The organism is Paraburkholderia sediminicola, assembly GCF_046026855.1.
GTDB lineage: Bacteria > Pseudomonadota > Gammaproteobacteria > Burkholderiales > Burkholderiaceae > Paraburkholderia > Paraburkholderia sediminicola_A.
Map to the genome: position 1 here is coordinate 1 of NZ_JAQQET010000020.1, position 15,523 is coordinate 15,523.

General features: G+C 61.4%; 16 protein-coding genes. 13 read left to right on the forward strand and 3 right to left on the reverse strand.

Annotation, left to right across the window (positions count from 1 at the left end; translation table 11 throughout):
- Window positions 1-36: 36 nt before the first annotated feature.
- Window positions 37-813, reverse strand: a complete 777-nt coding sequence (locus tag PQR40_RS21845) for an enoyl-CoA hydratase (protein WP_408509864.1) — start codon at window positions 811-813, stop codon at window positions 37-39.
- Window positions 814-945: 132 nt separating this feature from the next.
- On the opposite strand from PQR40_RS21845, the gene paaN reads away from it, so the two are divergent.
- The 5 genes from paaN (at window position 946) to paaK (ending at window position 6,732) form a co-directional block, all read left to right on the forward strand.
- Window positions 946-2,646 (forward strand): phenylacetic acid degradation protein PaaN, encoded by a 1,701-nt coding sequence (gene paaN, locus PQR40_RS21850; RefSeq protein ID WP_408509865.1) that lies wholly within the window; start codon window positions 946-948, stop codon window positions 2,644-2,646.
- 126 nt (window positions 2,647-2,772) lie between these two features.
- Complete coding sequence (gene pcaF / locus PQR40_RS21855) at window positions 2,773-3,975, forward strand: 3-oxoadipyl-CoA thiolase (RefSeq protein WP_408509866.1); 1,203 nt, start codon at window positions 2,773-2,775, stop codon at window positions 3,973-3,975.
- Between the two features lie 58 nt (window positions 3,976-4,033).
- The gene (gene paaG, locus PQR40_RS21860) at window positions 4,034-4,825 is read left to right on the forward strand and encodes a 2-(1,2-epoxy-1,2-dihydrophenyl)acetyl-CoA isomerase PaaG (RefSeq protein WP_408509867.1); all 792 of its coding nucleotides are present in this window, start codon (window positions 4,034-4,036) and stop codon (window positions 4,823-4,825) included.
- Window position 4,826: 1 nt separating this feature from the next.
- Complete coding sequence (paaI, locus tag PQR40_RS21865) at window positions 4,827-5,288, forward strand: hydroxyphenylacetyl-CoA thioesterase PaaI (RefSeq protein WP_408509868.1); 462 nt, start codon at window positions 4,827-4,829, stop codon at window positions 5,286-5,288.
- 139 nt (window positions 5,289-5,427) lie between these two features.
- A complete protein-coding gene (gene paaK / locus PQR40_RS21870) occupies window positions 5,428-6,732 on the forward strand; it encodes a phenylacetate--CoA ligase PaaK (protein WP_408235860.1) in 1,305 nt (434 codons plus the stop codon).
- A 271-nt stretch (window positions 6,733-7,003) separates the two neighbouring features.
- Here paaK and mltA read toward each other — a convergent pair whose 3' ends face one another.
- Window positions 7,004-8,128: a murein transglycosylase A gene (gene mltA / locus PQR40_RS21875; protein ID WP_408235863.1), complete on the reverse strand. Its 1,125-nt coding sequence runs from the start codon at window positions 8,126-8,128 to the stop codon at window positions 7,004-7,006.
- Window positions 8,129-8,144: 16 nt separating this feature from the next.
- On the opposite strand from mltA, the gene PQR40_RS21880 reads away from it, so the two are divergent.
- A complete protein-coding gene (locus tag PQR40_RS21880; RefSeq protein ID WP_216675258.1) occupies window positions 8,145-8,318 on the forward strand; it encodes a hypothetical protein in 174 nt (57 codons plus the stop codon).
- Window positions 8,319-8,364: 46 nt separating this feature from the next.
- Here PQR40_RS21880 and apaG read toward each other — a convergent pair whose 3' ends face one another.
- Window positions 8,365-8,739: a Co2+/Mg2+ efflux facilitator ApaG/CorD gene (gene apaG / locus PQR40_RS21885; RefSeq protein ID WP_325043016.1), complete on the reverse strand. Its 375-nt coding sequence runs from the start codon at window positions 8,737-8,739 to the stop codon at window positions 8,365-8,367.
- Between the two features lie 276 nt (window positions 8,740-9,015).
- On the opposite strand from apaG, the gene rpe reads away from it, so the two are divergent.
- The 7 genes from rpe (at window position 9,016) to PQR40_RS21920 (ending at window position 15,437) form a co-directional block, all read left to right on the forward strand.
- Window positions 9,016-9,699, forward strand: coding sequence for a ribulose-phosphate 3-epimerase (rpe, locus tag PQR40_RS21890; RefSeq protein WP_408235866.1), 684 nt, complete (start codon window positions 9,016-9,018; stop codon window positions 9,697-9,699).
- A gap of 37 nt (window positions 9,700-9,736) precedes the next feature.
- Entirely contained in the window at window positions 9,737-10,453 is a 717-nt protein-coding gene (locus PQR40_RS21895; protein WP_408235869.1) for a phosphoglycolate phosphatase, read from the forward strand.
- Window positions 10,454-10,823: 370 nt separating this feature from the next.
- Window positions 10,824-12,317: an anthranilate synthase component I gene (trpE, locus tag PQR40_RS21900; protein ID WP_408235872.1), complete on the forward strand. Its 1,494-nt coding sequence runs from the start codon at window positions 10,824-10,826 to the stop codon at window positions 12,315-12,317.
- A gap of 13 nt (window positions 12,318-12,330) precedes the next feature.
- Complete coding sequence (locus PQR40_RS21905) at window positions 12,331-12,918, forward strand: aminodeoxychorismate/anthranilate synthase component II (RefSeq protein ID WP_325045500.1); 588 nt, start codon at window positions 12,331-12,333, stop codon at window positions 12,916-12,918.
- A gap of 17 nt (window positions 12,919-12,935) precedes the next feature.
- Entirely contained in the window at window positions 12,936-13,967 is a 1,032-nt protein-coding gene (gene trpD / locus PQR40_RS21910; RefSeq protein WP_408390960.1) for an anthranilate phosphoribosyltransferase, read from the forward strand.
- An 18-nt stretch (window positions 13,968-13,985) separates the two neighbouring features.
- Window positions 13,986-14,771, forward strand: a complete 786-nt coding sequence (gene trpC / locus PQR40_RS21915; RefSeq protein ID WP_408338278.1) for an indole-3-glycerol phosphate synthase TrpC — start codon at window positions 13,986-13,988, stop codon at window positions 14,769-14,771.
- Between the two features lie 39 nt (window positions 14,772-14,810).
- Entirely contained in the window at window positions 14,811-15,437 is a 627-nt protein-coding gene (locus PQR40_RS21920; protein ID WP_408509869.1) for a CYTH domain-containing protein, read from the forward strand.
- The last annotated feature ends 86 nt before the right edge of the window (window positions 15,438-15,523 follow it).

The window sequence follows — 15,523 nt, forward strand, 5'->3', positions numbered from 1 at the left end:
AGACCACGCCTTGCAAGCGTTATTTTGACAAGCGTATTACCGATGCTTGAAAACCGGTTTGCGCTTCTCAACGAACGCAGCCATCCCCTCCTTCTGATCTTCCGTAGCGAAGAGCGAATGGAAGAGGCGGCGCTCGAAATGCACGCCTTCAGCGAGTGTCGTTTCGTACGCACGGTTAACCGATTCCTTGACCATCATCACCGCCGGCAACGGGAATTCTGCAATGGTTGCGGCCGCGGCCATAGCCTCGTCAAGCAGGGAAGCCGCGGGAATCACCCGCGAGACCAATCCTGCGCGCTCGGCCTCCGCGGCGTCCATGAAGCGGGCGGTCAGGCAAAGATCCATTGCCTTCGCCTTTGAGACGGCGCGCGGCAGTCGCTGCGTGCCGCCTGCTCCCGGCATGATGCCGAGCTTGATTTCCGGCTGGCCGAACTTCGCCGTGTCGGCGGCGAAAATAATGTCGCACATCATCGCCAACTCGCAACCGCCGCCGAGCGCGAAGCCCGCCACTGCGGCAATGATCGGCTTACGAATGGAGCGCACCGTTTCCCAATTGCGAGTGATGTAGTCGCCTTTGTAGACGTCCATATAGGTATAGGTCGCCATCATGCCGATGTCGGCTCCGGCGGCGAACGCTTTCTCACTGCCTGTGATCACGATCGCACCAATCGCCTCGTCGGCATCGAACTCGCGCAGCGCAGCGCCCAGTTCGTCCATCAACGCGTCGTTCAGCGCGTTCAGCGCCTTCGGGCGATTCAACGTGACCAAACCGACCCTTCCCCGCATCTCAACCAGGATGTTCTCGTAAACCATGCCGCCTCCTAATGGTTAATGGCACGCGAAAACGCTTCGCGCGGCCGTCTTAATAATGCTACCATTCACCAACCAACCGGTCGGTCAATTATTCGACAGGCTTTTCCCAACGCATAGCAAAGCCCCTCTGCCATGACACATCCGCTATTCACCAAGCACGAAGACACGCTGCAAAAGGCACTCACCGCGATTGAAACGCGCGGCTACTGGAGTCCGTTCGTCGAGATGCCCAGTCCGAAAGTGTACGGGGAAACAGCTAGCGCAGACGGCGAAGCCGCATTCAAGGCGCATCTGAACAAAACGTTCGAATTGGACCAACCGTCGACCGGAGAAACCGTCGGCGCCGAAGTCTCGCCGTTCGGGTTCCCGCTCGGCGTGCGCTATCCGAAGGCCGATCCTGACGCGTTGATCTCCGCAGCCGCCGTCGCGCAGCGCGATTGGCGCGCGGCCGGCCCCCAGGCATGGATCGGCGTATGCCTCGAAATCCTCGCGCGCGTTAATCGCGCCAGCTTCGAAATCGGCTACAGCGTGATGCACACAACCGGTCAGGCATTCATGATGGCCTTCCAGGCCGGCGGCCCGCATGCACAAGACCGTGCGCTCGAAGCGGTCGTGTACGCCTGGGACCAATTACGCCGCATCCCTGCTAACGCCCACTGGGAAAAGCCGCAAGGCAAAAATCCGCCGCTCGCCATGCACAAGCGCTACACCGTCGTGCCGCGCGGCACCGGTCTTGTGCTCGGCTGCTGCACCTTCCCGACATGGAATGGTTACCCAGGCCTCTTCGCCGATCTGGCCACGGGCAACACGGTCATCGTCAAACCGCATCCGGGCGCAATTCTGCCGCTCGCACTGACTGTCCGCATCGCACGTGATGTGCTGCGCGAGGCCGGTTTCGATCCGAACGTCGTCACGTTGCTGGCCACGGAACCGAACGACGGCGCGCTCGTCCAGGACCTGGCACTGCGCCCTGAAATCAAGCTCATCGACTTCACGGGCAGCACGCAAAACGGCGCGTGGCTCGAGCGCAATGCGCATCAGGCTCAGGTCTACACCGAAAAGGCCGGCGTCAACCAGATCGTGATCGACTCGGTGGACGACATCAAAGCCGCCGCTCGCAATATCGCCTTCTCACTTGCTTTGTACTCGGGCCAGATGTGCACCGCCCCGCAAAACATCTACGTACCGCGCGACGGCATCCGCACCGCTGAAGGCGAACTCGGTTTCGACGAAGTCGCCCAAGCTATCGCCGGCGCGGTGCAAAAACTGGTTGCGGACCCAGCGCGCGCCGTCGAGCTGCTCGGCGCGATCCAGAACGAAGGCGTAACCCAACGCATCGACGAAGCTGCCAAGCTTGGGCACGTTCTAGTAGAAAGCCAATCGCTCGAACATCCAGCGTTTGCCGGTGCCCGCGTGCGCACACCGCTCGTGCTCCAACTGGATGCCGCCACCGATCACGCACAGTTCACCAAAGAATGGTTCGGCCCGATCTCGTTCGTGATCGCGACGGACTCGACAGCGCAGTCGCTCGACCTTGCCGGCGCAATCGCCGCCGAGCACGGCGCGCTGACGCTGTCGGTCTACAGCACGGATGAAGCCGTGCTCGAAGATGCGCACGAAGCATCGATCCGCGGTGGCGTAGCACTCTCGATCAATTTGACGGGCGGCGTTTTCGTCAATCAGTCTGCGGCCTTCTCCGACTTCCATGGCACGGGCGCAAACCCGGCGGCAAATGCCGCACTGGCCGACGCAGCCTTTGTCGCGAACCGCTTCCGCGTCGTTCAAAGTCGCATTCATGTTGAACCGAAAGCGGCACCAGCGGTAGCTGGCTGAATGGCATAAGACAAAAGCACGGCTTTCGTCCTATGCCGTTTGGCCGAATAGACCGAGCCGTGCGCTCCAACTAACATGAGACATCGGATCGGCATGTCCCGCCGATCCGTCCCAGTAGGAACTCACATGAACGACGCCTTCATTTGCGATGCGATTCGCACCCCAATCGGCCGTTACGGCGGTGCCCTGAAAGATGTCCGCGCGGATGACCTCGGTGCGGTGCCGATCAAGGCGCTGATCGAGCGCAATCCCGGCGTCGACTGGCGGGCAATTGACGACGTGATTTACGGCTGCGCCAATCAGGCCGGTGATGACAACCGCAACGTCGCCCGCATGGCGGCGTTGCTGGCCGGCTTGCCCAAAGATGCCCCCGGCGCAACCATCAACCGCCTGTGCGGCTCGGGCATGGACGCCGTCGGCACCGCTGCTCGCGCCATCAAGGCTGGCGAAGCGCGGTTGATGATCGCCGGCGGCGTCGAAAGCATGACGCGCGCGCCGTTCGTGATGGGCAAGGCCACCAGCGCGTTCTCGCGGCAGGCCGACATTTACGACACGACTATCGGCTGGCGCTTCATCAATCCGCTAATGAAGCGCCAATATGGCGTCGATTCGATGCCGGAGACCGCGGAAAACGTCGCCGTGGAGTTCGGCATAAGCCGTGCGGATCAGGACGCGTTTGCACTCTCGAGCCAGCAAAAGGCAGCCCGCGCACAGCGCGACGGCACTTTGGCCCAGGAAATCGTCGGCGTTGAAATTGCGCAAAAGAAAGGCGACCCCGTACGCGTGACGCTCGACGAGCATCCACGCGAAACGTCGCTCGAAAGCCTGAGCAAGCTCAAGGGCGTGGTCCGCCCCGACGGCAGCGTGACCGCCGGCAATGCATCGGGCGTGAACGACGGTGCGTGCGCACTGCTGCTCGCGAACAAGGAAGCTGCCGATCAATACGGTTTGCGTCCCCGCGCGCGCGTGGTGGGCATGGCAACAGCGGGCGTGGAGCCGCGCATTATGGGTATCGGCCCGGCGCCGGCCACGCAAAAGCTGTTGAAGCAACTGAACATGACACTCGACCAGTTCGACGTGATCGAGTTGAACGAAGCCTTCGCATCGCAGGGGCTGGCGGTCTTGCGCACGCTCGGTCTGCGCGACGACGATCCGCGCGTCAATCCGAATGGCGGAGCAATTGCGCTCGGCCACCCGCTCGGCGCATCGGGCGCACGCTTGATCACCACTGCGCTTTATCAGCTGGAGCGGATCAATGGCCGCTTTGCGCTTTGCACGATGTGTATCGGCGTGGGTCAAGGCATCGCATTGGTGATCGAACGGCTCTGACCCCAAAACCGTCTCACCAACTGCCCCACCGGTCAAAGAGACTTTGAGGAGACACCCAATGTCATATGAAGCGATTCGCGTCGACCTGGACGCATCGAACCATGTAGCGACCATCACGCTGAACCGCCCGGACAAGCTCAATAGCTTTACGCGTGCAATGCACCTGGAATTGAGCACCGCACTCGACCAGGTCGAAGCCTCTGGCGCCCGTGCACTCGTGCTGACGGGCGCGGGCCGCGGCTTCTGCGCGGGACAGGATCTCGCGGATCTCGACTTCACGCCGGGCGCGATGACCGATCTGGGCGAACTGATCGACGCGCATTTCAATCCGCTGATTCGCCGCCTGCAAGGGCTGCGATTGCCCGTAATTGCTGCAGTCAACGGCACGGCCGCCGGCGCTGGCGCCAATCTCGCGCTGGCTTGCGATCTCGTGCTTGCTGCTCGTTCAGCCAGCTTCATCCAGGCATTCGTGAAGATCGGTCTTGTACCGGACTCAGGGGGTACCTGGTTCCTGCCACAACGCGTCGGCATGGCGCGCGCCTTGGGTCTTGCTATCACCGGCGACAAACTCAGTGCGGAGAAAGCCGAAAGCTGGGGGCTGATCTGGCAAACAGTTGATGACGCCGAGCTAGCCGCCACAGCAAGCAAACTCGCGGCACAACTGGCGCAGCAACCCACGCGCGCCATCGCAGCGATCAAGCAGGCAATGCGCGCGGGCACGACGCAGCCCCTGGATCAGCAACTCGACCTCGAACGCGATCTGCAACGTGAACTTGGTGCGTCCCACGATTACGCGGAAGGCGTGCAAGCATTCGTGGAAAAACGCGCGCCGCGCTTCGAGGGTCGCTGATATGTCCGCACAACCGAACCACCCCGCCCAGATGACACCCGACGAACTCGCTCGCGCAACCGCAGCAGCCATGTACGAAAACGACGCGTGCAGCCGGGCGCTCGGACTCGAAATCGTAGAAGTGCGCCCAGGGTATGCGCGCCTGCGCATGGCCGTGCGCGACGACTTCCTGAACGGCCATCAGATCTGCCACGGCGGCCTGATTTTCACGCTTGCTGATTCGACGTTTGCTTTCGCGTGCAACACGTACAACATCAACACCGTCGCAGCTGGCTGCTCGATTGAGTTCCTGCGGCCCGTACAAGGCGGCGACGTGCTGACGGCCGAAGCAGTCGAGCAAACGCTGAGCGGCCGCACCGGCATTTACGATATTCGCGTCACCAATCGCGCTGAGGAGACCGTGGCAATGTTTCGCGGCAAATCTGCGCAGATCAAAGGCAACCTGATTCCTGCGAGCGATTGAACAACAGATTGAACAGCGGAGTCGCGGCGCGTTCGCGACACATTGGCAGCACCTACATAGACAGCAGCAAGTCCACGGTTTTTGCGCGCAAGCGCGCCACACACCAGACCCAAGCATTGAGGCAGCAAGGAGACATTCGATGACCACCGCCCTCCCGCTCGATCCCATCGAGACAGCCAGCCGCGACGAACTTGCCGCGCTCCAACTCGAACGGCTCAAATGGTCGCTGAACCACGCTTATGAAAATTCGCCGGTCTATCGGCGAAAATTCGATGAAGCCGGCGTCCACCCAAGCGAAGTGAAGACCCTCTCGGACCTGGCACGCTTCCCCTTCACCACCAAGAAGGATCTGCGCGACAGCTACCCGTTCGGCATGTTCGCGGTGCCGCAGGAACAGATCTCGCGAATCCACGCGTCGTCTGGGACGACGGGTAAGCCGACGGTTGTCGGCTACACGGCACGCGATATCGATACGTGGGCGAATCTCGTCGCACGTTCAATCCGCGCCGCAGGCGCGAAGCGCGGCGATAAGGTTCACGTGAGCTACGGCTACGGCCTGTTCACTGGCGGCCTGGGCGCACACTACGGCGCCGAGCGCGCGGGGCTGACGGTGATTCCGTTTGGCGGCGGCCAGACTGAAAAGCAGGTGCAACTGATTCAGGACTTCCGGCCGGACATCATCATGGTGACGCCGAGCTATATGTTGTCGATCGCCGACGAACTCGAACGCCAAGGCGTCGATCCGGCGACTTGCTCGCTGCGCCTTGGTATCTTCGGCGCGGAACCATGGACCAATGACATGCGTCAGGCAATCGAAAAGCGCATGGGCATCGACGCAGTCGATATTTACGGCCTATCCGAAGTGATGGGACCTGGCGTCGCGTCCGAATGCGTGGAGACCAAGGACGGTCCGACCATCTGGGAAGATCATTTCTATCCGGAGATCATCGATCCTGAAACCGGAGAAGTGCTCCCGGACGGGGAGCTCGGTGAACTGGTCTTCACGTCGTTGACCAAGGAAGCGCTGCCGATCGTCCGTTACCGGACGCGCGATCTGACCCGCCTCTTGCCGGGCAGCGCGCGCACCATGCGCCGGATGGAAAAGATCACGGGCCGTTCGGACGACATGATGATCGTGCGCGGCGTCAACGTGTTCCCGACGCAGATCGAAGAATTGCTGCTCAAGCAGCACGCCCTGGCGCCTCACTATCAGATCGTGCTAACCAAGGAAGGGCCGCTCGACGTACTGACGTTGAACGTCGAGCCCTGCCCGGAATCGGCGCCGGATACTGCTGCACTGAGCACGGCGAAGCAGGCGTTGACCTATGACATCAAGGCGCTGATCGGCGTGAGCGCCGTTGTGAATGTGCTGGGTGTAAACGGGATCGAGCGTTCGGTCGGCAAAGCGCGGCGGGTAGTGGACAAGCGGAAATCGGGGCTTTAAGCCATGCGCCCAAATGCCGAAGATTGATGCTTGATGGCGGAGTTGATCGGCATCAACGACGCTATCAAATGTGCTTGCCGTGAAGGGGGATTACCCGTGCGCCGGGCAAAGCACAGCGTGTCGCGGCCAAACGAAGGCTGAGAGAGCCAACCCCAGCGGGAGGGTCCGTATTTGCAAGCTGTGCCGCTGACAAATGCCACCTGCCAGGCAAATTAGCCACGCGGCGGGTTTCAGCCAGGAACCAGGAAACCCGCTGCGGCCCCGCCAACCCTCACGAATTCGGCAGCAACAACCACATCCGGCCGCCCTGCTTCATCTTGCCGGCCAGATCACCTGCATCGTCGCCGAGACCCCAGAAATAGTCCGCACGTACACCGCCCTTGATCGCGGAACCCGTATCCTGCGCGAAGACGAGACGATTCATCGGCGAGTTCGTCAACGGACGCGTGGTCTGCAGGAACACCGGCGTACCCAGAGGAATCGAAGTCGGATCCACCGCGATCGATCGCTCCGGCGTCAACGGCACACCCAGTGCACCGATCGGACCATCCGCCCCGCCGCTCGGCGCACTCTCGCCGGAGGGCATCTCGCGGAAGAACACGAAGCGCGGATTGATATCGAGCAGCGCGTCGACCCGCGTGGGGTTCGCACGCGCCCATGCCTTGATGCCCTGCATGGTTGCCTGCGCCGGCGTCAGTTCGCCGCGATCGAGCAACCATCGCCCAATCGACTTGTACGGCTGATTGTTCGTGCCGCCAAAGCCGACCCGCATCACGCTGCCGTCTTCCATTACGACGCGCCCGGAGCCCTGCACCTGCAGGAAGAAGGCTTCGATCGGATCGTCTACCCACACGAGTTCATTGCCGTTGAGCACGCCCGCACGCTCGAGTTGCGCACGCGTCGGCAACTGAGCACCCGCGCGATAACCGGATGGCCAGCGGTACAGCGCCGTCTGATACACGCCATGCCGCGTGCGCGAGCCGCGCAGCAACGGTTCGTAGTAGCCGGTGACGAGACCATCGAGCGTGCCGTCGTTATTGGCTAACTGGAACGGCGTGAAATACGCCTCAAAAAACGCCCGCGCACTGGTGACGTCCAGATCGTCGATCTGCGAGGCCGCCGCGCATGCGCGAGCCCAATTCGGTTGACGCGCAAGCCTCACGCAGTTTTGCCGCAACGCAGCCGTTGCGCCGATCAGCGAATCGTCCTGCCAGCCCGGCACCTGCTGCCACGCTACCGCAGTGAGTCGCGTCGCTGCGATCTGCCCGGGTATGATCGCGGCACCCGTGGGCGGCGAAACCGAAGGCCGGACCGCGCTGCCGCCACCGCAGGAAGCCAGCATCACCGCAACCGAAAGCGCCCCGAGCCATGCTCCGGCCGTGCGGACAAAACGCATACAATGTTCGTTCTTGATGGAAACCGCCATGTCTGATCTGTTCGACGAATACCCAATGCTCATCTTCGCGCTGGAATCGCTCCTCGCGCTCTTCCTGCTCGTCTTTATCGTTGTATGGACGTCGTCCGGCAAGAAAAAGGCCGCGCGCGCCGCCACCAATGAACAGCAAAAGCAGCAAAAATCTCAGTAAAGCTGCGCCGTAAAGCTTTTTAAAGACCGCCAGCCGCGCCTGCGGTTCAATGCAAAGTACGCGGCATACGCAGAATGAACTCGGGCACGGGTGCGTCAAAGCGCTCGCCATCCTCCGCCACGCAGAAATAGTCGCCGCGCATGGTGCCGACAGGCGTCGCGATCACGGCCCAACTCGTATACTCGAAGTGCTCGCCCGGTTTGAGCAGCGGCTGATGCCCGACCACGCCCAGTCCTTTTACTTCCTGCACGTTGTTATCGCTGTCGGTGATCACCCAGTGCCGCGCAATCAACTGTGCGGGCACCTGGCCACTGTTACGGATAGTCAGCGTGTATGCAAACGCATACTGGCGGCGCTCCGGGTCCGACTCTTCGGGCAGGTACTGCACCTGCGCCGAGACGCTGAATTCGTACTGGCTCATCCTGATTCCGGTCTGGTGAAACGGGGTGTAAAAAATCGCGGGAAGCCCCGAACGCCAATGGTTTGCGGGCGCATTGGCGAAGCAGCGCTTATGGTTTGGCATTCTGCTTGATGCGGGGCACGCCCGCAACCGGACAAATCCCTCTGGCCAAGGGCCGCTAAGGCGTTTTGTCACCTTTGCAGCACGGCCCGGCACCGGCCTCAAACTACCTGTAAGACGATTGAGAAGCGCACAAAACGGTAAAATGGCGTTTTCCCGCTTGCATCCGCCCCCGCCATGACGCAATTCCGCATTGCCCCCAGCATTCTGTCCGCCGATTTCTCGCGCCTTGGCGAAGAAGTCCGCAACGTTGTCGCCGCCGGTGCCGACTGGATTCACTTCGACGTGATGGACAACCACTACGTGCCGAACCTGACGATCGGCCCGCTCGTCTGCGAAGCGATCCGCCCGCACGTGGACGTGCCGATCGACGTGCACCTCATGGTGCGCCCGGTCGACCGCATCGTGCCGGATTTCGCCAAGGCCGGCGCGAACCTGATCAGCTTTCATCCGGAAGGCTCGGACCATATCGACCGCACGCTGTCACTGATTCGCGACCATGGCTGCAAGGCCGGCCTCGTGTTCAACCCGGCCACCTCGCTGAACCATCTGGACTACGTGATGGACAAGGTCGATCTGGTGCTGATCATGTCGGTGAATCCGGGCTTCGGCGGTCAATCGTTCATTCCTGAGGCGCTCGTCAAACTGCGCGAAGCGCGCAAGCGGATCGATGCCTACAAGGAAAAGACCGGTCGCGAGATTCATCTCGAAGTGGACGGCGGTGTGAAAGTCGACAACATCGCAGAAATTGCAGCAGCTGGCGCGGACACGTTCGTGGCAGGCTCGGCGATCTTCGGCGCGCCGGATCACAAGGTGGTGATCGACAAGATGCGCGCCGCCCTCGCCAACATCCAGCACTGATCGAGCACCACTCGATCACCGGAATCCCGCACTGAAAATGACGACCTCATACTCCGCTCCGACCTTCACCAGCCCGCGCCTGCAGGCCGCGATCATCGACCTGGACGGCACGATGATCGATACCGCCGACGATTTCACTGCCGGCCTGAACGGCATGCTCGCGCAACTCGACGCGGCGGAAACCTCCCGCGAGGAAGTGATCGGTTATATCGGCAAGGGCTCGGAGAATCTGATCCGCAGCGTGCTGGCCCAGCGCTTCGAAACAGACCACGCACAGGACCGTTTCGACGAAGCACTCGCCATTTATCAGGACGAGTACGCAAAGATCAACGGCGTGCACACGCGGCTGTACCCCGAGGTGGAAGCCGGTCTCAGCGCCATGCGCAAAGCCGGCCTCAAACTCGCCTGCGTCACCAACAAACCGCACCGTTTCGCGGTCGACTTGCTGGAGCAATACGGGCTCAGCCAGTATTTCAGCGTCGTGCTCGGCGGCGACAGCTTGCCGAAAAAGAAGCCAGATCCGCTTCCCATGCTCACCGCCGCCGAACAGCTAGGCGTTCTGCCGCAAGCCACGGTCGCCATTGGTGATTCGGAAAACGACGCGCTGGCGGGCCGCGCGGCGGGCATGGCAACGCTGACGCTGCCGTATGGCTACAACCACGGCCGAGCTATACAAGAAATAAAATCCGATGGTATAGTTGCCTCGCTGCTCGATGCCGCCAAGGCTATCGCAGCGCACCATTCCACGACCTGAAAAGTCCCTCATCCTCATGTTTCTGAATAAAAAACGGAGTCTGATTAGCATCGACCGGGGAGCCTGGCCCTGGCGTCGCTGGTCGCGCTAACCTCGCCTGAGGTACGCTGAAGCTCATCTTCGGCAACCGTTTTTTACTTCGCTGCGCTCACGCGTTTTTTCCATCATCTTGTTTCGCTGCACCGGTTGATTCGGCCTTCGTGTACCCGCAAAGTACATGTGTGCGCTGAAACCCCTTGCACGCGTCGATGGGAAACTCGCGCCGGTCGGTATCATCGTGTCGAAACGTCGAACGAACGCCTGACCGGGCGCGCAACGCCCCGCTTTGTCCGACGCATAGTGCCGTCTGACGTACGTACAGGATCGGAACATGACCGAACTCGAATTCCAGTCCCTCGCCAACGAGGGTTTCAACCGCATTCCGCTGATCGCCGAAGCACTCGCCGACCTCGAAACGCCGCTCTCGCTGTACCTGAAGCTCGCGCAGAGCGAGCGCAATGGCGCCAATTCGTTCCTGCTGGAATCGGTGGTGGGCGGCGAACGCTTCGGCCGCTATTCGTTCATCGGCCTGCCGGCGCGCACGCTGCTGCGCACCCGCGACGGCGTGTCGGAAGTGGTACGGGACGGCAAAGTCGTCGAAACGCACGAAGGTGACCCGCTCGAGTTCATCCAGCAATTCCAGGGCCGCTTCAAAGTAGCGCAGCGCCCCGGTCTGCCGCGCTTCGCGGGCGGTCTTGCGGGTTACTTCGGCTACGATGCGGTGCGCTACATCGAGAAAAAGCTCGCGCACACCGCGCCGAAAGACGATCTGAACCTGCCGGACATTCAGTTGCTGCTCACCGAAGAAGTCGCGGTGATCGACAACCTCGCAGGCAAGCTCTACCTGGTCGTGTACGCGGATCCGACGCAACCCGAGGCCTACACGAAAGCCAGGCAGCGTCTGCGTGAATTGCGTCAGCGTTTGCGCACGACCGTGCAGCCGCCGGTCACATCGGCCAGCGTACGCACCGAGACCTACCGCGAATTCGCGAAAGACGATTACCTGACGGCCGTGCGCAAGGCGAAGGAATACATCGCCGCCGGCGAGCTGATGCAGGTGCAGGTCGGCCAACGTCTGATCAAGCCTTACCGCGACAATCCGCTGTCGCTGTACCGCGCGCTGCGCTCACTGAATCCGTCGCCGTATATGTATTTCTACAACTTCGGCGACTTCCACGTGGTCGGCGCGTCGCCGGAAATTCTGGTGCGTCAGGAAAAGCGCGGCGAGGATCGCATCGTCACAATCCGGCCACTCGCCGGCACCCGTCCGCGCGGCAACACGCCGGAACGCGATGCAGAGCTCGCCACTGAACTCCTGAACGATCCGAAGGAAATCGCCGAACACGTGATGCTGATCGACCTCGCGCGTAACGATGTGGGCCGTATTTCGCAGATCGGTTCGGTGGTCGTCACCGACCAGATGGTGATCGAAAAGTATTCACACGTGCAGCACATCGTGAGTTCGGTCGAAGGCAAGCTCAAACCCGGCACCACTAATTTCGACGTGCTACGCGCCACCTTCCCAGCCGGCACGCTGTCCGGCGCGCCGAAGGTCCGCGCGATGGAACTGATCGACGAACTGGAGCCGGTGAAGCGCGGCCTGTACGGCGGCGCAGTTGGCTATCTGTCGTTCACCGGCGAGATGGATCTGGCCATCACGATCCGCACCGGCGTGATCGCGAACGGCAATCTGTATGTGCAGGCGGCAGCGGGTGTAGTCGCGGATTCGGTGCCGGAATCCGAATGGCAAGAGACCGAGAACAAGGCGCGCGCTGTGCTGCGCGCCGCCGAGCAGGTTCAAGACGGCCTCGATAGCGACTTCTGACCGGAGACACACCATGCTGCTTATGATCGACAACTACGACTCGTTCACCTACAACCTGGTGCAGTACTTCGGCGAACTCGGCGAAGACGTGCTCACCTACCGGAACGACGAAATCACACTGGATGAAATTGCGAAGCTCAACCCGGAGCGCATTTGTCTGTCGCCCGGCCCAAGCAATCCGCAACACGCCGGCATTACCCTCGACGTGCTGCGCGAGTTCGCCGGCAAGACGCCGATTCTGGGCGTGTGCCTCGGCCATCAGGCGATCGGCGAAGCCTTCGGCGGCCGCGTTGTGCGCGCGCAAACCATCATGCACGGCAAAGTGAGCACGATCGAAACCGACTGCAAAGGCGTATTCGCCGACCTGCCGAAGCATTTCGTCGTGACGCGTTATCACTCGCTCGCGATCGAACGCGAATCGCTGCCCGACTGTCTCGAAGTGTCCGCATGGACCGAAGACGGCGAGATCATGGGCGTGCGTCACAAGGAACTAGCCGTTGAAGGCGTGCAGTTCCATCCGGAATCAATCCTGTCCGAACACGGCCACGCCTTGCTCGAAAACTTCGTGAAGCAGTCGAAGTCAGCTCATCGCACCGCTTGATAAAGAGAGACGAAATCATGTCGATTACGCCCCAGGAAGCGCTGCAACGCACGATCGAGCATCGCGAAATTTTCCACGACGAAATGCTGCATCTGATGCGGCTCATCATGCGCGGCGAACTGTCGCCCGTGATGTCGGCGGCGATCATCACCGGCCTGCGCGTCAAAAAAGAGACCATCGGCGAAATCACCGCTGCCGCCACGGTGATGCGTGAATTTGCCCGGCACGTCGAGGTACCGGACAACTCAAACTTCGTCGATATCGTCGGCACCGGCGGCGACGGCTCGCACACCTTCAACATTTCCACGGCGACGATGTTCGTATCCGCCGCGGCCGGCGCGAAGGTTGCGAAACATGGCAATCGCGGCGTGTCGAGCAAGTCGGGCAGCGCAGATGTGCTCGAAGCGCTCGGCGTGAATATCGATCTGCAGCCGGAACAGGTGGCGGCCTCGATTGCGGAAACCGGCATGGGCTTCATGTTCGCGCCGAACCATCATCCGGCAATGAAGAACATCGCGCCGGTGCGCCGCGAACTCGGCGTGCGGACCCTTTTCAACATTCTCGGACCGCTGACCAATCCGGCCGGCGCGCCGAATCAACTGATGGGCGTGTTCCACGGCGACCTCGTCGGCATTCAGGTGCGCGTGATGCAGCGTCTGGGCGCCAAGCACGTGCTGGTGGTGTACGGTATGGATGGCATGGACGAAGTCTCGCTCGGCGCGGCCACGCAGGTCGGCGAGTTGCGCGACGGCCAGATCCACGAGTACGAAATCCATCCGGAAGACTTCGGCATGCAGATGGTGTCGAACCGTACGCTGAAAGTGGCCGACGCCGCTGAATCGAAAGCGATGCTGCTCGAAGCGCTCGACAACAAACCGGGCGTCGCACGTGAAATCGTCACGCTGAACGCGGGCACGGCCCTCTATTCGGCGAACGTGGCGGCGTCGATTGCGGACGGCATCCAGTTGGCGCGTGAAGCGATCGCGAGCGGCAAGGCACGCGCCAAGGTCGACGATCTGATCCGCTTCACCCAGCAATTCAAGCAGTAACTACGTAGCGAGACACTCATGAGCGACATTCTCGACCGCATCATCGCGGTCAAACGCGAAGAAGTCCGCGCGGCCGCACAAAGCGCGCCGCTCGAAGAACTGCGCCTCGAAGCATCGTCGCGCGACATCCGCGATTTCGTCGGCGCATTGCGCGCGAAGCACGCAGCCGGTCTGGCCGCCGTCATTTCCGAAGTGAAGAAAGCGAGTCCGTCGAAAGGCGTGCTGCGCGAAAACTTTGTCCCTGCCGACATTGCCCGTTCGTACGAAAAGCACGGTGCGGCCTGCTTGTCCGTGCTCACCGACGTGCAATTCTTCCAGGGCAGCGTGGCGTATCTCGAAGAGGCGCGCGCCGCCTGCAATTTGCCGGTGCTGCGCAAAGACTTCATCGTCGACCCGTACCAGATCGTCGAAGCCCGCGCGATGGGCGCCGACGCGATCCTGCTGATCGCCGCCGCACTCGAAACTTCACAGATGCAGGACCTCGAGGCGCTCGCGCATTCGCTGGGCCTCGCGGTGCTGGTCGAAGTGCATGACAGCAACGAACTGATGGAAGCGCTCACGCTGAAGACACCACTGATCGGCATCAACAACCGCAATCTGCGTACGTTCGAAACGTCGATCGAGACGACCATCAACATGCTCGAATCGATTCCCGACGACCGCATCGTGGTCACGGAGTCAGGCATTCTGTCGCGCGTCGATGTCGAACGTCTGCGGGCGATGGACGTGCATACGTTCCTCGTCGGCGAGGCGTTCATGCGCGCGGAAGAGCCGGGTGTGGAACTTGCACGCATGTTTTTCTAAGCACAGTTTCAACATTTAGCGCACGCAGCGGAGCCCACAATGGCCATGGAACGTGAAATCAAGCTGGCACTGCCGGTGAGCCAGGTGAAAGCGGCGACGCAGTGGTTCGTCGCGCGCACCGGTGACGAGGGCCGCCCCATCAAGCTGGCGAATATCTACTTCGATACGCCGAAGCTGGCGCTGGCCACTTCGAAAAGCGCGCTGCGACTGCGGCACACGCCGGACGGCTGGCTGCAAACGTTCAAGACTGTGGGCAATGCCAAAGACGGTTTGCACAGCCGGCACGAATGGGAAATGCCCGTTGCGGGCGAGAAACTCGAAATCGACGCACTGCTGCGTGAGTGTGACGAACCGACAGCCGCTGAAGCCCTGCGTCAGGCCGCGCCGGACCTGATCGAACTGTTTCGCACGAATTTCACGCGCACGCTGTGGAATGTCGAACTGGACGGTTCGGAAGTTGAAGCCGCAATCGATCAGGGCGACGTTATCGCGGAGGTGAACGGCGAGACGCGCCGCGCGCCGATCTCCGAAGTCGAACTGGAACTGAAGTCCGGCAACGAAGCAACGCTCAACACGCTCTCGACAGAACTCGGCAAACAGGTAACCGGTCTTGCGCCGGACAACATCAGTAAAGCGCAACGGGGTTATCAATTGCGGGCAAGTTAAGCCCTCGGCGTGTGCGACGCGCGGGTTTGTTTCTCCGATTGCGCCGCGCGCCAGAACCCTTTCTCGGTACCGCCAGCCAGGCTGCC